General features: G+C 29.7%; 24 protein-coding genes, 1 tRNA gene and 1 other RNA gene. 19 read left to right on the forward strand and 7 right to left on the reverse strand.

What is annotated here, in order from left to right; genetic code table 11:
• The first annotated feature begins 10 nt into the window (after window positions 1-10).
• The 8 genes from CLCT_RS06130 (at window position 11) to CLCT_RS06165 (ending at window position 6604) form a co-directional block, all read left to right on the forward strand.
• Entirely contained in the window at window positions 11-847 is an 837-nt protein-coding gene (locus CLCT_RS06130; RefSeq protein ID WP_039668748.1) for a 50S ribosomal protein L11 methyltransferase, read from the forward strand.
• A complete protein-coding gene (ftsH, locus tag CLCT_RS06135; protein ID WP_149062596.1) occupies window positions 847-2769 on the forward strand; it encodes an ATP-dependent zinc metalloprotease FtsH in 1923 nt (640 codons plus the stop codon). The genes CLCT_RS06130 and ftsH overlap by 1 nt, the downstream gene beginning before the upstream one ends.
• A complete protein-coding gene (locus CLCT_RS06140) occupies window positions 2769-3386 on the forward strand; it encodes a phosphatidylserine decarboxylase (protein ID WP_149062597.1) in 618 nt (205 codons plus the stop codon). The genes ftsH and CLCT_RS06140 overlap by 1 nt, the downstream gene beginning before the upstream one ends.
• Complete coding sequence (gene pssA / locus CLCT_RS06145; protein WP_039668750.1) at window positions 3383-4093, forward strand: CDP-diacylglycerol--serine O-phosphatidyltransferase; 711 nt, start codon at window positions 3383-3385, stop codon at window positions 4091-4093. The genes CLCT_RS06140 and pssA overlap by 4 nt, the downstream gene beginning before the upstream one ends.
• Before the next feature lie 62 nt (window positions 4094-4155).
• Window positions 4156-4710 (forward strand): hypothetical protein, encoded by a 555-nt coding sequence (locus tag CLCT_RS06150; protein ID WP_149062598.1) that lies wholly within the window; start codon window positions 4156-4158, stop codon window positions 4708-4710.
• Window positions 4711-4759: 49 nt separating this feature from the next.
• Window positions 4760-4849: transfer RNA gene (locus CLCT_RS06155), tRNA-Ser, on the forward strand.
• A 98-nt stretch (window positions 4850-4947) separates the two neighbouring features.
• A complete protein-coding gene (locus tag CLCT_RS06160; RefSeq protein ID WP_149062599.1) occupies window positions 4948-6417 on the forward strand; it encodes a Y-family DNA polymerase in 1470 nt (489 codons plus the stop codon).
• Window positions 6410-6604, forward strand: a complete 195-nt coding sequence (locus tag CLCT_RS06165) for a hypothetical protein (protein ID WP_039668753.1) — start codon at window positions 6410-6412, stop codon at window positions 6602-6604. The genes CLCT_RS06160 and CLCT_RS06165 overlap by 8 nt, the downstream gene beginning before the upstream one ends.
• Before the next feature lie 18 nt (window positions 6605-6622).
• Here the strand turns inward: CLCT_RS06165 and ciaB are convergent, their stop codons facing one another.
• The gene (gene ciaB / locus CLCT_RS06170) at window positions 6623-8458 is read right to left on the reverse strand and encodes an invasion protein CiaB (protein WP_149062600.1); all 1836 of its coding nucleotides are present in this window, start codon (window positions 8456-8458) and stop codon (window positions 6623-6625) included.
• A 64-nt stretch (window positions 8459-8522) separates the two neighbouring features.
• On the opposite strand from ciaB, the gene CLCT_RS06175 reads away from it, so the two are divergent.
• The 4 genes from CLCT_RS06175 (at window position 8523) to CLCT_RS06190 (ending at window position 11582) form a co-directional block, all read left to right on the forward strand.
• Window positions 8523-8927 carry an acyl-CoA thioesterase gene (locus tag CLCT_RS06175; protein WP_012661971.1) on the forward strand — a complete coding sequence of 135 codons (405 nt, stop codon included), beginning with the start codon at window positions 8523-8525 and terminating at the stop codon, window positions 8925-8927.
• A gap of 64 nt (window positions 8928-8991) precedes the next feature.
• Window positions 8992-9921 (forward strand): ribose-phosphate pyrophosphokinase, encoded by a 930-nt coding sequence (locus CLCT_RS06180; protein WP_039619082.1) that lies wholly within the window; start codon window positions 8992-8994, stop codon window positions 9919-9921.
• 181 nt (window positions 9922-10102) lie between these two features.
• The gene (locus CLCT_RS06185; RefSeq protein WP_149062601.1) at window positions 10103-10669 is read left to right on the forward strand and encodes a hypothetical protein; all 567 of its coding nucleotides are present in this window, start codon (window positions 10103-10105) and stop codon (window positions 10667-10669) included.
• Window positions 10662-11582 carry a Dam family site-specific DNA-(adenine-N6)-methyltransferase gene (locus tag CLCT_RS06190; RefSeq protein WP_039668756.1) on the forward strand — a complete coding sequence of 307 codons (921 nt, stop codon included), beginning with the start codon at window positions 10662-10664 and terminating at the stop codon, window positions 11580-11582. Before CLCT_RS06185 ends, CLCT_RS06190 begins: the two co-directional genes overlap by 8 nt.
• Window positions 11583-11632: 50 nt before the next feature.
• On the opposite strand, the gene ssrA is transcribed toward CLCT_RS06190, so the two are convergent.
• Window positions 11633-11991, reverse strand: a transfer-messenger RNA (tmRNA) gene (ssrA, locus tag CLCT_RS06195).
• 1 nt (window position 11992) lies between these two features.
• Complete coding sequence (locus CLCT_RS06200; RefSeq protein ID WP_149062602.1) at window positions 11993-12403, reverse strand: histidine phosphotransferase; 411 nt, start codon at window positions 12401-12403, stop codon at window positions 11993-11995.
• Window positions 12404-12490: 87 nt separating this feature from the next.
• Here CLCT_RS06200 and ruvB point away from each other — a divergent pair, with 87 nt between their 5' ends.
• Entirely contained in the window at window positions 12491-13501 is a 1011-nt protein-coding gene (ruvB, locus tag CLCT_RS06205; RefSeq protein WP_149062603.1) for a Holliday junction branch migration DNA helicase RuvB, read from the forward strand.
• Window positions 13491-14534: an AI-2E family transporter gene (locus tag CLCT_RS06210; protein ID WP_039668759.1), complete on the forward strand. Its 1044-nt coding sequence runs from the start codon at window positions 13491-13493 to the stop codon at window positions 14532-14534. The genes ruvB and CLCT_RS06210 overlap by 11 nt, the downstream gene beginning before the upstream one ends.
• Before the next feature lie 6 nt (window positions 14535-14540).
• On the opposite strand, the gene CLCT_RS06215 is transcribed toward CLCT_RS06210, so the two are convergent.
• Complete coding sequence (locus tag CLCT_RS06215; RefSeq protein ID WP_149062604.1) at window positions 14541-15842, reverse strand: MFS transporter; 1302 nt, start codon at window positions 15840-15842, stop codon at window positions 14541-14543.
• A gap of 76 nt (window positions 15843-15918) precedes the next feature.
• Here CLCT_RS06215 and CLCT_RS06220 point away from each other — a divergent pair, with 76 nt between their 5' ends.
• Window positions 15919-16536 carry a non-canonical purine NTP pyrophosphatase gene (locus tag CLCT_RS06220; protein ID WP_039668761.1) on the forward strand — a complete coding sequence of 206 codons (618 nt, stop codon included), beginning with the start codon at window positions 15919-15921 and terminating at the stop codon, window positions 16534-16536.
• A gap of 24 nt (window positions 16537-16560) precedes the next feature.
• On the opposite strand, the gene CLCT_RS06225 is transcribed toward CLCT_RS06220, so the two are convergent.
• Genes CLCT_RS06225 through CLCT_RS06235 form a run of 3 tightly spaced genes read right to left on the reverse strand, consistent with a single transcriptional unit; the run spans window position 16561 to window position 20291 of the window.
• A complete protein-coding gene (locus CLCT_RS06225) occupies window positions 16561-19026 on the reverse strand; it encodes an efflux RND transporter permease subunit (RefSeq protein WP_149062605.1) in 2466 nt (821 codons plus the stop codon).
• Window positions 19026-19595: a Tgt2/MlaC family protein gene (locus CLCT_RS06230; RefSeq protein WP_149062606.1), complete on the reverse strand. Its 570-nt coding sequence runs from the start codon at window positions 19593-19595 to the stop codon at window positions 19026-19028. The genes CLCT_RS06225 and CLCT_RS06230 overlap by 1 nt, the downstream gene beginning before the upstream one ends.
• 9 nt (window positions 19596-19604) lie before the next feature.
• Complete coding sequence (locus CLCT_RS06235) at window positions 19605-20291, reverse strand: MlaA family lipoprotein (protein WP_052239471.1); 687 nt, start codon at window positions 20289-20291, stop codon at window positions 19605-19607.
• Between the two features lie 220 nt (window positions 20292-20511).
• Here CLCT_RS06235 and modA point away from each other — a divergent pair, with 220 nt between their 5' ends.
• From modA to CLCT_RS06255, 4 genes are all read left to right on the forward strand, one after another.
• Window positions 20512-21258, forward strand: coding sequence for a molybdate ABC transporter substrate-binding protein (gene modA / locus CLCT_RS06240; RefSeq protein ID WP_149062607.1), 747 nt, complete (start codon window positions 20512-20514; stop codon window positions 21256-21258).
• The gene (locus tag CLCT_RS06245) at window positions 21255-21644 is read left to right on the forward strand and encodes a hypothetical protein (RefSeq protein ID WP_149062608.1); all 390 of its coding nucleotides are present in this window, start codon (window positions 21255-21257) and stop codon (window positions 21642-21644) included. The genes modA and CLCT_RS06245 overlap by 4 nt, the downstream gene beginning before the upstream one ends.
• Window positions 21638-22492 (forward strand): sulfate/molybdate ABC transporter ATP-binding protein, encoded by an 855-nt coding sequence (locus CLCT_RS06250; RefSeq protein WP_149062609.1) that lies wholly within the window; start codon window positions 21638-21640, stop codon window positions 22490-22492. Before CLCT_RS06245 ends, CLCT_RS06250 begins: the two co-directional genes overlap by 7 nt.
• A 191-nt stretch (window positions 22493-22683) precedes the next feature.
• A complete protein-coding gene (locus CLCT_RS06255; RefSeq protein WP_149062610.1) occupies window positions 22684-22998 on the forward strand; it encodes a DMT family transporter in 315 nt (104 codons plus the stop codon).
• The last annotated feature ends 9 nt before the right edge of the window (window positions 22999-23007 follow it).

Below are 23007 nucleotides of genomic sequence, written 5' to 3' on the forward strand. Positions count from 1 at the left end.
ATAAGTTTTCATGCAAACACATTATTACGAACTTTTTTTTCAAACAGACAAGGAATATTTAGATTTATTCCTTGATCTTGTTTTTTCTCTAGATATAGATGCCATAGAAGAAAAAAATGATGGCGTTTATATACGATCAGAAGAAGATATAAAACTCATTCAAATAGCCTTACAAAGCTTTCATCAAAAATTATGTGAAAAATTTAACACTAAGATTTATTTTCATTCTACTTTAGAAAAAAAAGAAAATAAAAACTGGATAGAAGAGTATAAAAAAGGCATACAAGCTTTAACCATTGATAATATCCATATTCACACCACTTGGCAAGAAGCTATACAAGATAAAATCAATATCATTATAGATCCTGCCCTAGCTTTTGGCTCAGGACATCATGAAAGCACTTATACTTGCATAGAATTTTTACAAAAATACACAGATGATTCCAAATTTTGCTTAGATGTGGGTTGTGGAAGTGGGATTTTAAGTATCATCATGGCAAAGCTCGGAGCTAAAGTGCAAGCTTGCGATACAGATGAGCTAGCCATAGTTGCAAGCAAGGAAAATGCAAAATTAAATCAAGTTAACTTTGATGATATTTGGGTAGGTTCTATTAATAAAAGCTTACATAAATATGATATAGTTGTGGCAAATATCATTGCTGATATTTTAATCATACTAGAAAAAGATCTTAAAGAAAAAACCAAAGAAGGTGGAATTTTAATCTTATCTGGTATTTTAAACAAATATGAAGAAAGAATTAAAGATAAATTCAAAGATTTGACTTTGTTAGAATGTAAACACAAAGGAGAGTGGTTGAGTTTAACTTACAAAAAGGAAACAAAATAATGAATAAAAAACCAAACGAACCAAAAGATAATCCAAACAATAATAGCTTTTTTAATAAAAATCCTATTTTTATTTTCGCTATTTTTGCCATTGTGATGATTCTTTTATTTAAAGGATTTTCAGATGATGGTAGCATGGGTATTATGGGCGGAGAAAATACCAAAAAAGTTACTTATTCTGAATTAAAAACTTTAATTGAAAACAATCAAATTGCCCAAGTTAATATAGGTCAAACTACCATAAAAGCAGTGTCTAAAGCAGGAAATATGGTATATATTACCAAAAAAGTTCCAAATGATGCTACTTTTGTACCTTTGCTTGATTCAAAAGGCGTTTCTTATGGAGCTTTTAACGAGAGTAATTGGTTTATAGATATCTTGCTTTCTTGGGTTTTACCGGTATTTATTTTCTTTGGTATATGGATGTTTTTAGCTTCTCGTATGCAAAAAAATATGGGCGGATCTATACTTGGCATAGGAAGCTCTAAAAAGCTTGTAAATTCAGAAAAACCAAAAGTTAAATTTAATGATGTTGCAGGTGTTGAAGAAGCAAAAGAAGAAGTTAAAGAAATTGTTGATTTTCTAAAATATCCTGAAAGATATATCAATCTTGGAGCAAAAATTCCAAAAGGACTTTTGCTTGTAGGCCCTCCAGGTACAGGTAAAACTTTACTTGCAAAAGCAGTAGCAGGCGAAGCTGATGTGCCATTTTTTAGCGTATCAGGTTCATCTTTTATAGAAATGTTTGTGGGTGTTGGAGCTAGCAGGGTTAGAGATTTATTCGAAAATGCTAAAAAAGAAGCTCCAGCTATTGTATTTATAGATGAAATTGATGCTATAGGTAAATCACGTGCTGCAAGTGGCATGATGGGTGGAAACGATGAAAGAGAGCAAACTTTAAATCAACTTCTAGCAGAAATGGATGGGTTTGGTACTGAAAGCTCGCCAGTAATCGTACTAGCAGCAACAAACCGTCCTGAAGTCTTAGATGCGGCATTACTTAGACCAGGACGTTTTGATAGACAAGTTTTAGTAGATAAACCTGATTTTAAAGGCAGATGTGATATTTTAAAAGTTCATATGAAAGATGTTAAAATTTCACCTGAAGTAAAAGTAGAAGATATCGCAAGATTAACAGCAGGTCTTGCAGGTGCTGATTTAGCAAATATCATTAACGAAGCAGCTTTACTTGCGGGTAGGGACTCTAAAAAACATGTAGAACAAAAAGATTTAGTTGAAGCAGTAGAAAGAGCTATAGCAGGACTTGAGAAAAAATCACGTAGAATTAATGATAAAGAGAAAAAAATCGTAACTTATCATGAATGCGGCCACGCTTTAATCGCTGAAACCACAAAAGGTGCTAAAAAAGTAAGTAAAGTTTCTGTTATACCGCGTGGTTTAGCAGCTTTAGGATATACACTCAATACTCCTGAAGAAAATAAATTTTTAATGCAAAAACATGAGCTTTTGGCTGAAGTTGATGTACTTTTAGGTGGACGTGCAGCTGAAGAAATTTTCATTAAAGAAATTTCAACTGGTGCAAGCAATGACCTTGAACGTGCAACTGACATCATAAAAGCTATGATTTCTATGTATGGTATGAGTGAAATCGCAGGTTTAATGGTGCTTGAAAAACAAAGAAATACTTTCTTAAGTGGTGGACAAACTATCAAAGATTATTCTGATAAAATGGCTCAAGATTTAGATGAGTATGTGAAGAAAACCTTAGATGAACGCTATGCAGGCGTAAAAGAAATTTTAAAAACTTATAGCGGTGCTATAGAAGTAATGGTACAAGCACTTTATGAAGAAGAAACTATTGATGGTGCTAAAGTTAGAGAGATTATTAAAAATTATGAAGAAGAAAACAATCTTCCAACGCGCTTAGAAGAAAAAGAACAAGAAGTTATTAAGGATAACTAATGAAAACAAATTTTATTGCAAAGACTGGCTGGAATTTACTTATAATTCTAGCTATAGTTTTTGCAATAGCTCAATTTATATGGGGATTTTCTTGGCTTTTATGGTGTATTTTTATACTTTTTGCTTGCCTTTTTAGAGCTAGTAAAATCGATTATATAGCAGATCCAAATACTATCATAGCTCCCATAGAAGGAAAAATAAAATGCATTAAAACAAGCTCATATAAAGAGCTTGGTGAATGCATAGAAGTGCAAATTATAAACAATATCATTCATCAAGGCAATATCATAGCTCCACTTAATATGGATATAGAAGAAACTAGACCAAGACACGGACTTTTTTTATGTCCATTTATGAAAAATACAAATTTAATGGGTGAAAGAATGTTATTTTTAGCGCGCTCTAAAGGCAAACAATGGGCATTACGCATCATTTTTGGCGCCTTAAATAGAAAAGTTCATATTGGTGATTTTGGTCATCATTTAAACCATGGACAAAATATAGGTTTTATGTTTGATGGTAGTGTGAGTTTATTACTTCCAAAAGATACTAGAATTTGCGTAAATGAAAACGATAAAGTACGCATTGGTGCATTGATAGGATACTTAAATCCATGAATTTTAAACTAATTTATATTTTACCTAATCTTTTTACAGCTGCTTCCATATTTTTAGGCATTATTTCAGTGATTGCCTCTATTAATCAAAATTTTGATAAAGCATTAATTTATATCATTTTATCATTAATTTGTGATGGCTTAGATGGACGCGTTGCAAGAGCTACTAATTCTACTTCTAAATTTGGGGTTGAGTTTGATTCGCTAGCAGATTTAATAGCCTTTGGTGTTGCACCTGCTATGCTTTTTTATATGAGTATAGGTTATGAATATGATCGTTTTGGCTCCTTAATAGCTGGTTTATTTGTAGTTTTTGGCGCTATACGCTTAGCAAGATTTAATGTTACCACAGGTACTTATGAACCTTCAGTTTTTATAGGACTTCCTATACCAACAGCTGCAGTTGTAAGTGCTTTATGGGTAAGCGCTTATTTATATTATGATTTTTTACGTGATTTTTCTTTGATGATAGTATGCATTCAAATGCTTTTAGCTTTTTTAATGGTAAGCAATATAAGATATCCAAGTTTTAAAAAAATTGATTTAAAACGGGCAAATGTTTTAAAAGTATTAATCCTTTTAGTGGTCTTATTTTCCATGCTTTATTTGTATTTTTTAGAAAGTGCATTAATCGTCGCAAGCTTATATGTGCTTTATGGAATCATTCGAAGCTTTTTTACTCTAGCTCGTAAATTTAAAAAAGATTAAAATTTTATTTTCACTTCACCTTTTAATAATATACTTCTCATTATTTTCAAAAAGGAGTAAAAATGAATAAAAACAAATTATTCAGACAAATTCACATTTACATTAGCTTGTTTTTCTTACCACTAGCATTTTTATATGCTGTTACTGGTTTTGCTTATATAGCTGGTTTTGATGGAGAAAGTGGAGCTAAAATTCAAACTCAAAAAGTTCAAGCCATTATCCAAGAAGGCGCTGAAGCTGAATTTTTAATTGATTTTTTAAAGAAAAATAACTTAAAACTTCCTTCATCTTTGGAACCAAAACTTAACAAAAAAGGCAATGGCATAGAGCTTGGTGCTATAAACTATACTGTAAGTATTGTCAAAATAGATGAAAACAATTATGAAATTATCACAAAAGAAAGAAGTTTACTTGGAAATATGATTTTACTTCACAAAGATAAAGGTATGTGGTATTTTTCTGTTCTTGGACTAGCTTTTGCACTTGCTATGATAATCCTTTATATTTCAGGACTTTTAATCACTATCATAGCTATACGCAAAGACAGGGGTAAACAAATCGCAGTTTTAGGTGTTGGTTTTGTTATAACTTTAATTATAGCTTATCTTAGTGTATAAATTTAAGGTATATCTTATAATCAATAAGATATACTTTTCCTTTTAATACGGACAGATGGGTGAGTGGCTGAAACCACACCCCTGCTAAGGGTGCAGATCTTAACGGGTCTCGAGGGTTCAAATCCCTCTCTGTCCGCCACCTTATAAAATCTATTTCCTTTCATCTATTTTAATATTTTTTATTGTTATAATTAATACTATCAAACTTAATAAATCTAAAGGTAAGTTTCACATACTATGCAAATTTATGCTTCTATTGATTTGAAATCTTTTTATGCTTCAGCTGAGTGTGTTTTAAGAAATCTAGATCCCTTAACAACTAATCTCATTGTAGCAGATGAATCAAGAACAGATAAAACCATCATACTAGCAGTTTCACCTGCGCTAAAAACTTACAATATACCTGGTAGATTAAGACTTTTTGAGTTTAAACAAAAAATCCATTCGATTAACCAAGAAAGATTAAAACAAGCTCAAAAACACCACTTCAAAGCTAAAAGTTTTGATACATTAGAACTTGAAAATGATTTAAATTTAGAACTAGACTATATCATAGCTAAACCCAGAATGGCTACTTATATAGAATTTAGCACAAAAATATACAGCATTTATTTGAAGTATTTTGATCCTAAAGATATCCATTTATACTCTATTGATGAAGTTTTTATTGATCTTAGTTCTTATCTTGAAAGATACAAACTTTCAGCTCATGAGCTACTTACTAAAATTTTACTTGATATTTTACACACAAGCAAAATCACTGCAACAGCAGGCATAGGCACAAATTTATACTTAGCTAAAATTGCCATGGATATACTTGCTAAAAGACAAAAAGTAGATGAAAATGGCTTACTTATAGCCTTTTTAGATGAAAAATTATACAGATATAAATTATGGCATCATAAACCTTTAAAAGATTTTTGGCGTATAGGTAAAGGTATTGCTTTAAAACTTGCAAATTTAAACATTCACACTATGGGAGATCTTGCAAGATTTTCTTTAAAACACGAAGCCTTACTTTATAAACACTTTGGTATTAATGCTGAACTATTAATCGATCATGCATGGGGTATTGAAACTTGTACAATGAAAGATATCAAAAACTATAAATCACAAAATCATTCTAAAGTCATGGCTAAGGTTTTACCTTTTGCGTATGATAACACTCAAGCAATGAAAGTTTTAAAAGAACTTGTAGATCATTTAGTACTTGAACTTATACAAAATAATCTTAAAACAAATCATATCACGCTAGATATACAATATGATAAAAGCAACTTAGAAAATTCAAGCCTTTTAGCTTCTTATAAAGGAGTTACCACTAAAGATAGCTATGGAAGAACTATACCTAAAAATGCTCATGGAAGTATAAATTTAGAAAATTTTACCCATTCTCTAAAAATCATCAATAAAAAAACCTTAGAGCTTTTTTGCAAAATCAGCGATAAAAGCTTAAGCATTAGAAAAATCAGCCTAAGTTTAAATAATATCACAGATAAAGCACAAAAAAACTACCAAGAATTAAATTTATTTAGTGATTTTAATGCAATTTCACAAGAAAAAAATCAACTTGAAAAAGAAGAAAATCTCCAAAAAGCAAGACTTCAAATTATGCAAAAATTTGGCAAAAAGGCTATTTTAAAAGCTTCAAGTTTAGATAATGAAACTAAAGAAATTACTTCTTTAATAGGAGGCCATAATGCATGATGATTATAAAGATATAATAGATATAAAATATCAAAAATCAAAACAATTTCCACCAATGTCAAGAGAAAAAAGAGCAGCGCAATTTGCCCCATTTTCAGTGCTAAATGGTTTTAGTAAAGCAATTTTAAAAACGCAAAAAGATATGGAAAAAGCATTAGAAAATAGCAAATATCAAGAAGAAAGCTAAGTTCTTCTTGATAAAATTTTATTTTACATTAGAGTATTTTTCAAACTCTCCGCTTTCATCAATTTCATTACCATAAAACTTGTGTAATTCATAGTAGTATTTTACAAATTCCTTACACTCTTCATCAAGTGGTAAAAACACCTCATCTTCTAAAACACAAAATTCATCTAAATAATTTTTAGCATCTTCTTTTAACATATAATGTCTTGCTAGCTTATAGTAATTTTGCATAAATACAGCCTTAAAGGCTTCATAAGCTTCCTCATCAAATTTAATGTTTAATTTCTCATTTGCAAAAGATAATACCCCTGATTTAAACAACAATGACAAATGAATCAAACCTTCAGTATAATAAGGCTTAACCTCCTCTACTCTTTGCCAAGCGATCAATCCTATAGCCCTTTTAATAAGCTCATAAAATACAGGAAGCTTTAAATCATCTTCTTCATGTAAAAAGAAATTCACAAGCCCGCCTGCAGTAGCTTTAAACTCTTCTATATTTTTAAATACACCACTTTCATTCATTTTCTTTTCGCTATCATTTGCCACAAAGAAAATATGTCCAAACTCATGACCTATGGTAGAAACCTCATAAATTCTTTTCCATAATTTTTCATTATAAAATAAAATTTCTCTACCATAATCTAAAAATTCTTTTTCAAATACCATAGAAGAAAGCTTCATAAAAGGCTTGGTTTTAGCATTTTCATAAACATAATTTAAAAAAGCAAAGATCTTTTTACCTGCTATATTGCTTACATACTCATCATTTGGCACTACTTGAGCAGAAAAAAGCCCCTTAAGCTCTGCTCCATAAAAAATCATAGGCATACAAATATAAAGCTGAGTTTTATCAAGATTAAAATTCACTTCATCAAACAAAGCCTCATCTTCTTCTTCTAAATTTGCATACACCATAGCAAAGCTTTTTTTGATTTTTTCTTTAAATTCGCTCCCGTTAAAACCACTCACATCTTCTAAGCGTATATCCCATTCAAGCGCCACTGCATGAGTGTAAGAATCTTCATAGTATTCTAAAGGATGGCCAATTTGCAATGGACATTTTACTTCCATCCACGCAAGCTCTGCTTCTTGCCATTTTTTGACCACTTCATTATTATCTTTTTCACAAAAAGCAAATTTTAATTTTTCTATATAATTAATATAAGCATTTTTTTCATCATCTAACGTGCAATTTCTTAGTTTTTCTAAAAGCTTATCAAACTCATATTCAAGCTTTAAAACCTCATTTTCAAAAGCCTTTGCATAAGGCAAAAATCTCCAAAGTGTTCCTATTTTAACTAAAGCTCCATAGCTTCTTTCACAAATTTCACCATCTTGATTAAGCTGATAAAGCTCATTTTGTTTTAAAAACTCCAAAGCATCGCTTAAATTTGGAAATTGTTCTTTTAAGATTTTATTATTTGTATCTAAAATTTGCTTGCTCCAAACAAGCTCAAAAGAATTCATAACTACACCTATATTATGCACACCTTGAACTAAAGCCAAATAAAACTCATCAAGTAAATTTTTACTTTTAATCTCATCGATTAAATCTTGGTGTTCTACTTCATAAAAGGCTCTTACTAAAGAAAAAACTTTATATTTTATTTGAGAAATTTCTTCTTCGTTTAAACCTTTTTTCTCAAGCTCTTGGACTAAATTTTCCTCTTTTAAATCCACCAAACGACGCAACATTGCCAAAACATTACTTTTTTCATTTTCAAGATTAGCTAGTTCTAAAGCTCTATCTATCAAAGGATGATTTTGATTAGTTTGAAGTATATTATAAAGACTATTGATATTTTGTTTCCTATTTTTCACAATTTTTGCTATTTGCTTAAAATCATTCATTTTTTACCTTTCTTTATTTTTAAAACTTAATTATAATGTTTTTTTTAAAACACAAGGAGAATGTATGAAAGATATGGGAGAACCTAAGCTAAGAGTTATAGCTATGCCAAGCAATACAAACCCCGCTGGTAATATCTTTGGCGGTTGGATTATGTCACAAATTGATCTAGCTGGAGCCATTGCTGCAAGAGAACTTTCTCCACAAAGAGTTGTCACAGTTGCGGTAGATAAAATCATTTTTAAAGAGCCAATTTTCGTAGGTGATTTGGTATCTTGCTATGCAAAAATCATCAAAGCGGGTAATACATCCATCACCGTAGCAGTAGAAGTAGTTACTCAAAGAGCTAATGAATATGGCCGTGTGTATTGTATGCATGTAACTTCAGCTGTAGTAACTTATGTAAGCGTAGATAAAGATGGAAATAAATTTCCTATTGATGCGGATTTAAAAAGATTGCACGGCTTTTAATATGTTTTATTGTATTTTTAAAAAACTTTTTATATCATCACAAAAAACTTTCTAAGGCTTATATATGCGTGGATATAAAATATTTTCTGGTTCAGCAAATGAAGAATTTGCTAAAAAAATCTCAAAATACCTTTCATTGCCTCTAAGCAATGCAGGTGTGAAGCGTTTTAGCGATGGTGAAATTAGCATTCAAATAGATGAAAGCGTGCGTGGTAAAGATGTATTTATCATCCAAAGCACCTGTGCTCCAACAAATGATAATCTAATGGAACTTTTAATCATGACAGATGCTCTGCGTCGCTCAAGTGCAAGCTCTATCACAGCTATCATCCCTTATTTTGGTTACGCTAGACAAGATAGAAAAGCAAGTCCTAGAGTGCCAATTACTGCAAAATTAGTAGCAAATCTTATAGAATCAGCAGGAGTAGATAGAGTAGCTACCATAGACTTACATGCTGGACAAATTCAAGGCTTTTTTGATATACCGGTGGATAATCTTTATGGAAGTATTATTTTTAATGATTATATTAAAAATAAAAACTACAAAAATCCTATCATCGCAAGCCCTGATATAGGCGGTATAGCAAGAGCTAGAAGCGTAGCAAAAGCTTTAGGACTTGATATAGTGATAGTAGATAAAAGACGCGAAAAAGCTAATGAAAGCGAAGTGATGAATGTCATCGGTGATGTAAAAGATAAAGAAGTGATTTTAGTAGATGATATCATCGATACAGCAGGAACCATAGTAAAAGCTGCTGAAGTATTTAAAAGCAAAGGTGCAAAGTCAGTTATAGCTTGCTGTACTCACCCTGTACTTAGTGGTGTAGCTTATGAAAGAATAGCCAAAGATGCGCTTGATGAGCTAGTAGTAACTGATACTATACCTTTAAAACAACAAATGGATAAAATCAAAGTCCTAAGCGTAGCACCTATTTTTGGTGAGGTAATACGCAGAGTTTATCATAATGAAAGCGTAAATTCTTTATTTGTATAAATTCTTTGCAAGGATTGCCTTGCAAAGAAAATCTAAAATTAGTTTTCTTTTAAATTTTTAAAATATTTTACTTAAAAAATTATCATTTATATATTTGAAGAAAAACTAATCAGCTTTTGACAAAATATAATTTTGTAAATTAAAAATAATAATATTAAAATATATAAGGTAAATAAAAACAATGTCTAGTAAAATAATTAGTAAAAATGATGATTCTAGTAAAGAATTTATTATCAAATGTTTAAATGGTGATAAAACATATGGTTTTGATATAGATAGTATTTATCTTTTACACGACAATAAAACAAATCAATATTATATCTTTGAATACTTAAAATGCGAAAGCGGTTATTTAACACCACATACGTCAGATCCAAAATACTATCCATATAACTGGAGAAAATTTCATTCTCTTTTTCAACTTTCCAAGCAACTAAATGCAAAATTAATACTAGTTAATTATGGAGATGGATATAAACAAATTAAAAAAAATAATGAAATCATTTTAGAGGAATTAAATAATAAAGAAAAATATATAGAAGAAGTTAAAGTTTTTTATGTTTCAAAAATAAACTATAAAATCTTATATGAATATGAAAACACTACCTCGAAACCAAAACATTTAGAATACATAGAATATGAAAAAATTGAAAAATTAACCTTTAAGGAATTTTCCAATAAATTAAGAGAATTAAATAGATTATGCAGTCAAAACAATATTAATTGGAAATTACTAATCAATGAGTGAAATATTTTTAAGCCCTATATTATATATGGGTAATAAATCTCGTTTGATTAGAAAAGGATTAATAAATTTATTTCCTAAAAAAATTAATAAGTTTATAGATGTTTTTGCAGGAAGTGCAAGCATTTCCATGAATACTAAAGCTAAATTCTATATAATAAATGATATAGATGATACCTTACACTCTTACTACCAAATGTTTTTAAAATATGAAGCTAATGAAATAATTAATCATATAAAACAAAGAATTGCAGAATTTAATCTACCACAAAAAACAACTATTCGCTGTTTCAGTGATAAAGAAGAAGTTGATAAATATAAAAAAGCATATCATATTTTTAGAGATCAATATAATAAAAATAAAAATGTTTTAGATCTATATACTCTTATGTTTTTTGCGTTTTCACAACAATTTAGAACTAACAAAAAAGGTGATTTTAATATGCCTTTTGGAAATAATTACTTTTCTACTAAAAATGAAAAGAATATAACAATTGGACATTCCTTCTTTAAAAAAAATATTTCCTTTTATAAAGAAAATTTTATTGATTTAATAGATAAAATAAATATTTCAAAAGATGATTTTGTCTATTTTGATCCACCATATAGAATAACAACAGCAACATATAATGAAAATAATAGTTGGAATCAAAAAGATGATACTCTACTTTATAATGTTTGTGAAAAACTGGATAAAAATGGAATTAATTTTGGTTTGAGCAATGTATTTATAAATAAAAACATCGAAAATACACTATTAAAAGAATTTTGCATCAAAAATAATTTAAACATTTATACACCTAATAATTTTAAATATCATGCTTGTGGAAAAGAAAATATAAAACAGCAAGAAGTTTTTATTTGTAATTATGAAATTGAATCAACCGAGCATGACTTTAATTATATTAAAATATAGAATCTGAAATAGAAAATATAATTTGCTGGTTATTATAAAAAACTAAGTATTGGTGGAGACGAGGGGAATTGAACCCCTGTCCAAAAATAAAACAACCACGGCATCTACATGCTTAGCAAAGGTGAAAATTTCATCTAGCCAAACTCACCTTCCAAAATTTCAAGCTAGACTAAGACTTTAACTTCGATTAAAACTTGTCAAATTTCAATCTACACTATCGAAAATAACCAAATTCTAAGCTAGATAGTATCACTTAAAATTCAGGCTCAACTGAACTTACGCAGCTTTAGCGTAAGCAGGAGCAAATTTAACGTTGTTTGCGTTTAATTTTAATTTGAGCTTTATACGCTTTGCTCAAAGCGACATGCCACCAAGGCCACTCTACTCCTGTCGAAGCCAAGTCGTCCCCGTTATTTAGAAATTTTATCTGGAACATTTGCAATTTTAGGGTTAAATACACTTAAAAAAGAAGTATTTTTTTCATAATCACTGCAATATCTATCAAGCTGCTCACCCACTAAAAACATCCAATCCACAAATTCATCGCTAGCAGGCCCATCAAATTTAGCTGCTTCTTGCATAATTTCTTCACAGAATGTACAAAAATTTGCAATTTCATCTAAATTTAATCTTTTAGCAGCCCAAACTACATTATGAATATTTTGCTCTAAGTCTTTTAAAGCTTCTTTGTATTTTAAGCTATCGCTACTTAGTTTTACTATCAAAGGCTCTAAAACATCGCAAAGACTTCTAAAAAAATACAAAAAACGCTCGATTTCTTCAAGCTCGTAATCTAACTCTAATTGCTCTAAAATTCCCATAAAAACTTCTATAATCTAAGTTTAAATGTTTATTTTAGCAAATTTTAGATAAAATTAAAATTTCTTACAAAATAAAATGGAAAAAATATGGACAGAATCATAGAGATTGAAAAATTCTCCCCTGATGAAACTTATGAAACAAGCCTTAGACCTTCAAATTTTGACGGCTATATAGGACAAGAAAACATTAAAAAAAATTTAGAAATTTTCATCAAAGCTGCTAAAAAAAGAAATGAATGTCTAGATCATATCCTTTTTAGTGGGCCTGCAGGACTTGGTAAGACAACTTTAGCAAATATTATCTCATATGAAATGAATGCAAATATCAAAACTACCGCTGCACCCATGATAGAAAAAAGTGGAGACTTAGCTGCGATTTTAACCAATCTTAATGAGGGAGATATTTTATTTATCGATGAAATTCATCGCTTAAGTCCTGCCATAGAAGAAGTGCTTTATCCTGCTATGGAAGATTTTCGTCTTGATATTATCATCGGTAGTGGACCTGCTGCACAAACAATAAAAATCGATTTGCCTAAATTTACACTCATTGGTGCTACCACAAGAGCAGGTATGCTAAGCAATCCTTTACGCGATCGCTTTGGTATGCAATTTCGCTTGGAATTTTATAAAAATGAAGAGCTTGCTATCATTTTAGAAAAAGCAGCTCTAAAGCTTAATAAAACTTGTGAAAAAAAAGCTTCTTTAGAAATAGCCAAACGCAGTCGTTCTACCCCAAGGATTGCTTTAAGATTGCTTAAGCGCGTAAGAGACTTTGCTGATGTTAATGATGAGGAAATCATTAGCGAAAAAAGAGCTAAAGAAGCGCTTGATTCTTTAGGGGTAAATGAGCTTGGTTTTGATGCAATGGATTTGAGGTATTTAGAGCTTTTAACTGAAGCTAAAAGAAAACCTATAGGACTTTCTAGTATAGCTGCAGCATTAAGTGAGGATGAAAATACCATAGAAGATGTGATAGAGCCATATTTACTAGCAAATGGCTATATAGAAAGAACAGCTAAAGGTCGTATTGCAAGCTTAAAAAGCTTTGATGTTTTCAAATTAAAATACAACAAGGGTTTATTTGATGAAAAGTAGTAATTTTTTCTTAATTAGCTTTATTTTGATCATTTTATTTTGGGTGCTTTTTTTATTTAAACCTTTTTTGATGAATATAGCCATAGCAAGTTTAATGGCTGTTTCTACTTCTAATGTTAATGTTAAATTCTTAAATATATTCAAAGGTAAAAAAGTCGTTGCAGCAACAGCTACTACTACTTTTATGCTGGCTTTATTTTTTATACCTTTTGTATATGCTATTATAGAACTTGCAAAAGCTGCTAGCGGTTTTAATATAAGTTATATTCACAATACCATAGAATATTTTAAAAATTACTCTTTACACCTACCTGAATCTTTAAGCTTTATAGAGCCCAAAATCAAAGAAGCACTAGCAAGTATTGATTTAAATTCCATTTCTAAAGATGTTTTAACCTATCTTTCAAGCGCAACTAAATTCGGGACTAAATTTCTAACTGATATGGTGTTAATTTGTGTGTTTTATTTCTTTGCTAATCTTTATGGAGCCCAACTCATTGGCTATATCAAAACCATAGTACCTATGAAAAAAGAAGAAACTCAAGGTATTTTAAGTGAAGTGAGCAATGTAATGTCTGTGGTGTTTTATTCTATGGTGCTAAATGCCATTTTACAAGGGGTGCTTTTTGCTATCATTACTAAATTTTATGGTTATGATGCGATTTTAATGGGGATATTATTTTGCTTTAGTTCTTTAATCCCTGTTGTAGGCGGAGCATTAATTTATGTGCCTGTTTCTTTATATGAATTTGCCAATAACAATCTAAGCGGTGCTTTAGTGATTTTCATTTATAGCGTGGTAATGATATCTTTTATCGCAGATACTTTAGTAAAACCCTATATCATTAAATGGATTAATGAAAAACTTGTTCAAATTCCAACGCAAATTAACGAACTTTTAATTTTCTTTGCGATGATAGCAGGAATTTCAAGTTTTGGTTTTTGGGGTATTATCCTTGGACCTGCTATTTTAACTTTCTTTATTTCTACTTTAAAATTATATGTGATTTTAAAAGAAAAGCATTTTGTATAAAAGCGATTATTTTTCAATAATCGCTAAAATTTCTTCTTCACTTGTAAGTTTTTTATTGTATTTAATCACTAAAAATTTAGAGTTTTTATACACATCTAAAACTCCATTTATGCCTTTAATCATATTTAAATCATGTTTTGTTTCTAAAGATAAATAGACATTTTTAAAATCTGCTGGACTTTGTAAAAACAAAAGCAGCACAAACCAAATTACAGACAAAGCTATCAAAATAAAAGCAAGAGAAACTAAACTAAAATGGTGTAAAAAATATCCCCCTACAACACCACCTAAAAAGCTTCCAAAATAACCAAAAGCATTAAACACGCCCAAAGCTGCACCTTTTTCATTTACCTTAGCAAATTTACTCGCACAACTTTGCATAATAGGCTCATGCAAATTAAATCCTATGAAAAACACTACAACACCTACCATAAACACTAAAGCATTATGCGAAAAAGCAAATACAATATAAGCAATGATAAAAAATGCCACACCTAAAAGCAATATCTCTTTGCTTAAGCCTCTTTTTTCTCCCAAAGATCCTGATAAACCCATAGCTAAAAACCCAAGTACCATAGAGCTAACATAAACATGCCATAAATTCTCACTCGGGTAATTAAACTCATGCACTAAAACCAAAGGAATACTTAAAAACGCAATACTCATAAGCATTTTTTGCATACAATTAGTAAGATTCATCAAAGCTAAGTTTTTTTCTTTTAGAAGTTTTTTTAATGGAGTTTTAGTATTTTCATGTACTATTGTATGCTCTTTAGGCACAACGCTAAATAAAAGCACGATACAAATTAAACTCAAAATCGCACTTAAATCAAACAAACTTGAAAGTCCAAATTTGGCACTCATTAAAGGAGAAAGCACCAAAGAAGCTGCGAAAGAAAGTCCTATAAATGAACCCATTATAGCCATAGCCTTACCGCGATTTTCTTCATTGATAAAATCACTTATCATAGCAGTAGCTACTGCTCCTATGGCCCCTGCTCCTTGTAAAAGCCTTCCAAACATCATCGTATAGATATCATCAGCATATGAACATACCAAAGAACCTATGATAAACACCACAAGTCCTATTAGCATAGTTTTTTTACGCCCTATTTTATCCGAAATGATTCCAAAAGGAACTTGCAATGCCATTTGAGTTAGAGCATACACACCCACTAAAAGTCCTACTAAAAACTCATTGGCTCCTTTTAAATTTAAAGCATATAAACTTAAAACCGGCAAAACTATAAACAATCCAAAAAATCTAGTTCCCACAATAAAAGACAAAGGTAAAACAGTTTTTAACATCTTTTCTCCTTATAAAGGATAATTTTACTATGATTTTGATAAACTTTTTTTAAAGTCAAAACAAAAAGAGTATTTTATGAAGAAAAAATTAAAAATCATTCTAGCAACTTCTAACGCACACAAAATAGAAGAAATCAAAAAATTTTTAACTTCTTATGAAATTTATGCCTTAAATGAAATCATCGATCCTTTTGAAATCATCGAAGATGGCACAAGTTTTAAAGAAAATGCTTTAATAAAATCTAAAGCCATTTTTAATGCTTTAGACAAAAAACAAAATGAATTTATCACCTTAAGTGATGATAGCGGTATAAGTGTAGAGGCTTTAGACAATGCACCAGGGATTTTTTCTGCAAGATACTCTCAAGAAGGCACTGATGAAGCCAATAGAAACAAACTCATCCAAGCCTTACATGAAAAAAATCTACATCAAAGCAAAGCTTTTTATACTGCAGCCATAGCTATAAGTTCAAAATATGGACATTTTAGCACGCATGGATATATGCATGGCCTTGCTATTGATACTCCAAAGGGTAATAATGGCTTTGGATATGATCCTTTATTTATCCCAAAAGGTTTTGATAAAACCTTAGGTGAATTAGATGAGCAAGTAAAATTAAAAATTTCACACCGCTCACAAGCACTAATGTTTGCTACTTATATCTTAAGAACATTAGAAAAAATGGAGTATTAATGAAACAATTTATAAAATATATGCTTATTGCTTTTGGGCTTTATGTGATTTGGATGTTGCTTTATTATAATTTTGCTTAAGATAATGATAACTTAAAATAAAACTTGGTAATAAAAAAAGCGAACCAAATAAAAGCAAACTCATAGCCAAAACCGTAAGTAAACCAAAATAAATCGTCGGGATAAAATTACTACTAATCATTACTAAAAAACCTAGAATAATCGTAACGCTAGTATAATAAATCGCACTTCCTATACCCATATGCGAAGCTTTTATAGCCTCTTCTAAGCTTTTATGCTTTAATTCTTCTTTAAAACGATGGATATAATGAATCATATCATCAACCCCTATTCCTATACAAATAGCAGCTATGGTAATACTCATAATATCAAGTGGTATATTTAAAATACCCATTAAACCAAATACTAAAGCCAAAGGTATGAGATTAGCCAAAATCGCCACAAAAGCATAAACAAAACTTCTAAAAATTACCACAAATAAAGCAAAAATCACAAGCACCACAAAAGCCAAAGTGTCAAATTGTGATGAAAAAAGACTTTGAAGCATATTATTATATAAAGGCATAATACCACTGATTTTAACCTCTACATTATTATTTTGCAAAAGTTCTTTTAAATCTTTTTCAAGCTGTTTTAAAAAAGCATCGCGTCTTAAATTTGGATCACTATCTAACATACGCACGCTAAATCGCAGCTCGTTATTTTCTACACTTACAAAAGGGATTAAAACTTGCTTTTTAAAATTCTCATCTAAATTTTCATATAAAAACGCTAGAGCAAAATCATCTAAAGCCTTATCATCATTAATACTTTTTCCAAGCTCTAGCAAACTTTGCAAGCTAAGTACAGAACCTACATATTTTTGCTTGCTTAAAAACTCATGAACCTTAGCAGCTATTCTTGTTTTTTCACTGCTAAAAAAATATCTATCATCTTTGGCTAAATCATCAAATTCTTGCTCAAACTCATCTAAACTTTCATTTTGTTTTGAATCTTGCTTAAACTTGACAATCACATCTAAAGGCATAGTTCCACCTAACTCTTTATCTATAATCAATAAACCTTGTTTAATCCTAGAACTATCTTTAAAATAACTCACAAAGCTATTTTCTACTTTGATTTGTAAAATTCCATACAAAGCAAAAGCCACACAAAATAAACTTATGCCATAGATAACTTTTCTATGTTTTAAACTTGCATTTGCACAAAAACTTAAAAATTTCAACGAATTTTGATTAAGCTCTTTAAAATTTAGACGTGGGATTAATACCAAAATGCTTGCAAAATAAATATAAGCTAAAATCAAACTCACACTGATACCAAGACTCATCATAATACCAAGTTTGATAATAGGCTCAATATCTGAAAAAATAAAACTCAAAAACCCAACAACTGTGGTTAAAATAGCATAAAAACTAGGACTTGCTTTATCAAGTAAGGTTGAGAGTAAAAGCTTATAAACACTAGCTTTTGGGTGTTTATGTAAATTTTCTATAAAATGTACGATCAAATGTATCACAACAGAAACGGTGATAATAAGCACTAAAGCTACATAGTTTGAAGACACTACAGTAATATCAAAGCCCAAAAGTGCGAAAATCCCGCTTGAAGTAAAAAGCGAAACCACGCAAATTCCCAAAGCCAAAAACACCAAGTGCAAAGAGCCAAAAAACCACCAAAGCGCTATAAATAAAAACCCTATTAAGCTAAGACCATAAATTTTTAAATCACTTTTTACATAATTAATCATATCATTGGCGATCATTTCTACACCACCAAGGTGCAAAAAGTCTCCATTTTGACTATACTTAGATACTATTTTAGTAATTTCTTCTAATCTTTTTGCACTAAATTCTCTTGAGTTTTCTTGGTGTTTTTTAATCAAGACCCTGAAATACTCTTTTTCATTTTCATTGTGTGCATTATCCCTTGAATTAATCAAGTCATTATAAACAAGATCAGGCGCTAGATAAATCAAAATTCCCGTTGTTGTTCCATCTTTTGAGATGATATTGTTTTTATAAAAGGGTTGGTTTAAAATTTCTTTTTTAGCCAGATTAATATCCACATCTTGACTAAAAATATTAGGTATATTTTGGATAAGCTCTTTTAACTCTTTACCTTTAGAACTTGCAAGTAAAGGCGCATTGGCGATAGAAAATACCTTTTGCACACCATTGATTTTTTCTAAATCAAGAGTTAAGTTTTTTATAGTTTCTAAATTTTCTTTAGCAAAAATATCTTTATATTTAGGAGCAAAAGCAAGCATTAAAAAATTATCATTACCATAACGTGCTGAAACTTCTCTATATAATTTCAAACCCTCATCATGCTCTAAAAGCAAGCTTTCAGCACTTGCATCAACACTTAAATTTTTAACAAAAAAACTAAAAAATACACAAAAGATTAAAGTAATCCCCAAAGTTAGCTTTGGGAAATTAAGAAAGATTTTTAAAATTTTACTTAGCATTATTTAGAAAAATCAACGCTAGAAAGCTTTTCAAGTAAGGTTTTAAAATCACCATTTTGCAAGACATCTTTAAATTGTGAGCGATAAGTTTGTATGATACTTATACCAAAAATATCCACATCATAAATTTGCCAGTCATTATTTTTATCATAAAATTTAAAAATTACAAAATTTTCTTTGCCATCTACTATCATAGAAGTTTTCAAAAAAGCTCTTTTATTTTTTTCTTCTAAATTAATCACTTTTAATTTTTGAGAATCATACAAAGCAAGCTTATCTGTGAAACTTTTTTTAAGATTTTTTTCAAAGGCTTTGTTAAATTCATTTTTTTCATTTTCACTTAATTTTTCATATCTTGTAGAAAGACTAAGTTTAGCCATAAGTTCATAATCAAAAACACCATTAAATAAAGCAAAGATTTCTTGCGCTGCTTTGGTTTTATCGTTTTTATTTTGATCTAAAATTTTTAAGCTCTCATCAATTTTTTCTTGCATAATTTTAGAAATATCTTGCAAATTTAAAGCAAGTGCAAAGACTACACTAAAAAGCAAAGCTATGATTTTTTTCATTTATTCTCCTTATTTGATGAGTTCTTGGCGTCTTTGTTCATACGCATCACGTATAAAAGTATAATAATCTACACTATTTTGGTAAATATCATCTATTTTTTCATACTCAAAACTTAATTCATTTAATTTTAATGCAGCATTTACACCTACTCCAACCCAAAAATTCTCAATATACCCCTCAGGCACCATAAACCAATTCACAGGTAAAGCTAAAGCATCTCTTACATTATAAGGGCCTAAAAGTGGAAGTACTAAGTGTGGTCCACTGCCTACTCCCCATTTACCCAAAGTCGTCCCAAAATCAGCCTCATAACTTTTTAAAGGAGTTTTACTTGCACTATCTAACAAACCAAATCCAAAAAGCACATTCACACAAAATCTTCCAAATTCCTCACCAGCTTTTCTAAATTCTAAACTTAAAAGGTGATTGATAAATCTAAAAGGCGATCTTGTAGTATCAAAAGCATTTTTTACTCCTGTTCTTATAAAACTTGGAGTAACACTTTTATAAGAAAGTGCAACTGGTCTTAAAAAATAAGTATAAAGATCATAATTAAATTTACTCATAGCTTTATTATAGGTATAAAAGCTATCTTTGATTTCCTTTTTTTGATATTCTTGCTCAAAATCTTCAAAGTCATTGGCTAAAATCAAAGTATTAAAAAATAAACACAAGCTTAGTATGTATTTTAACAAGCTTTTTCCTTTTAAAATTTTATAAATTGAAATCGTAAATTATACAAAAATTAAAATAAATTTTTACATTAAAATGCTTTTAAAATATTCTTTAAAAAGATTAAAAATTTTTATTTACTTATAAAATAAGTCTTAGAAAATATGCAAAAAATACAAATTTATTTTTGCTTTTAAAAATAAGCTATAATTTTTTCAAAATTTGCTATTAAAAGGATTAAAAATGAAAAAAATTTTCACCCTACTTTTTTTGTGTATTTTTGGCTATGGCGCTGATGTAAATATCGCTGCAGCTGCAAATGTAGCTTATGCTTTTAAAGCCTTGCAAAAAGAATTTCAAAAAGAAAACCCTGATATTAGTATCAATGTAAGCTTAGGCGCTAGTGGAAATTTAGTTTCGCAAATCAAAAATGGAGCGCCATTTGATATATTTATGGCTGCAAATATGAAATTTGCACAAAGCTTATATGATGATAATTTTGCTAGTACAAAACCTATTATTTATGCTCAAGGGGCTTTAGCTTTACTCAGTGTTAGAATGGATTTAAGCAAAGGATTAGACATACTTAAAGAAGAAAAAGTAAAAATCATCACCATAGCTAATCCCAAAGCTGCTCCTTATGGTCAAGCTAGTATAGAAACTTTACAAAATGCTAAAATTTATGAGCAAACAAAAACTAAAATCATCGAAGCAAAATCCATAGGAGAAGCACTTACTCAAACACTAAAAGCAGCCGATGTGGGTTTTGTAGCAGCAAGTGCTTTATATGAAGATACACTAAAATCTTATAAACTCCAAGAAGGAAAAAATTATATTTTAATCGATCCAAAGCTTTATGAACCAATCAATCAAGGCATTATCATTACTTCTTATGGTAAAGATAATGCCAAAGCTAAGAAATTTTATGATTTTATTTTAAGCAAAAAGGCTAAGGAAATTTTCAAAGCTTATGGCTATAATGTCCCATGATTAAAGCCAAAATAAATACTATAAAAAATCATGAAAATATAAACTGGGTAGAATTTCTTATAAAAAAACATAAATTATATATGCTTGCTTTAGAACTTGATGAAAAAGCAAGCATTAATCAAGAAGTTTTACTTGCTTTTAAAAGTAGCGAATGTCTGCTTAGTAAAAAAAATTTAGAAAACTCATTTTTAAATACCTTTTATGCAAAAATCATTGATATTTTTCAAGGACAAATCATCACTATCGTAAGATTAGAAAATGAAATTTGCACTTTTGAAGCTCAAATTAGTACCCATGAGTTTTTAGAGCAAGACTATCAAAAAAATGATTTTGTATTTGCTTATGTACATCCTAGCGCTTTATTTATCAAAGAGTATTTATGCTAAAACTTGACTTTGAAAAAATCTTTAAAAATAAAGAAAAAGAATTTAAACTTAAGGTTAAATTTGAAGTTAAAGACGGGGATTTTTGTGCTATTTTTGGAAAAAGTGGTAGTGGTAAAACTACGCTTTTGAGAATTTTAGCAGGTTTTGAAAAAGCGCAAGGAATTTGCATTTTTAATGATATGATATTTTTTGATGATAAAAACTTTCTAAGCCCACAAAAAAGAAAACTTGGTTTTGTTTTTCAAGATTATGCTTTATTTGAAAATATGAATGTAGAGCAAAACTTACTTTTTGCCAAAAAAGATCTAAAATTTGCCAATGAGCTTTTAGAACTTTTAGATTTAAGCAAACACAAAAAAAGTCATATTTTAGAACTAAGTGGAGGACAAAAACAACGCGTAGCTTTAGCAAGAGCCATTATGCAAAAACCCAAACTTTTACTTTTAGATGAGCCATTTAGCGCCCTAGATAATGAGATAAAACTACACTTGCATGATTATCTTTTAAATATACACAAAACTTATAAAATCACTACTATTTTAATCAGCCATGATGTAAGTGAAGTTTATAAACTAGCTAATAAAGTCATCATTTTAGAAAATGGAACCATCATCAAAAAAGGCTCGCCTAATGAAGTTTTTTTAAAAACACAAGGCTCACAAAAATTTGCTATAAAAGCACGCATTTTAAAACTACAAAAGCAAGATAGCATATTTATAGCCATACTTGCCATAGGTAATCAAATCAGCCAAGTAGCACTAAGCCCTTTAGAAGCTAAAGATTTTAAAGAAAATGATGAAGTGCTTTTGAGCCAAAAAGCTTTTGCGCTAAATTTAACTAAGATATAAAAAACAATGCTAAAATAAGATAAATTATTGCAAGGTTATAGATGACTTATGGATTTTTTATCTTAAAATTTTATACTAGCTTATGGACAAAATGGAAGATAAGATTATCTTGTGGTTATTTTATAGCCCCTACTGCACCTCCTTTTATCCTTGTTGTAGTTTCATTTTTAAATTAATTAAAAGGATATAAAATGCATTGGTTAGTATTAGCAATTAGTATAGTTTTTGAAGTAATTGCAACAAGCTCGATGAAGTATGCAAGCATAAGTAAAAATAATCTTTATTTAATCGTTTTTGCGGTGTTTTTTTCATTTTCTTTAGTAGGTTTATTTTATGCTTTGAAAAAAATTGATTTAAGCATAGCTTATGCAACTTGGGCAGGTTGCGGCTTGGCACTTGTTAGCGTGGTTGGGTTTTTAATCTTTAAAGAAGCAATAACCATTAATAAAATCATTTTTATTATTTTAATCATCACTGGAGTGGTGGGATTAAAACTTAGTGCTTAAGCCTTTTGG

The sequence above is a fragment of the Campylobacter lari subsp. concheus genome, assembly GCF_008245025.1.
GTDB lineage: Bacteria > Campylobacterota > Campylobacteria > Campylobacterales > Campylobacteraceae > Campylobacter_D > Campylobacter_D concheus.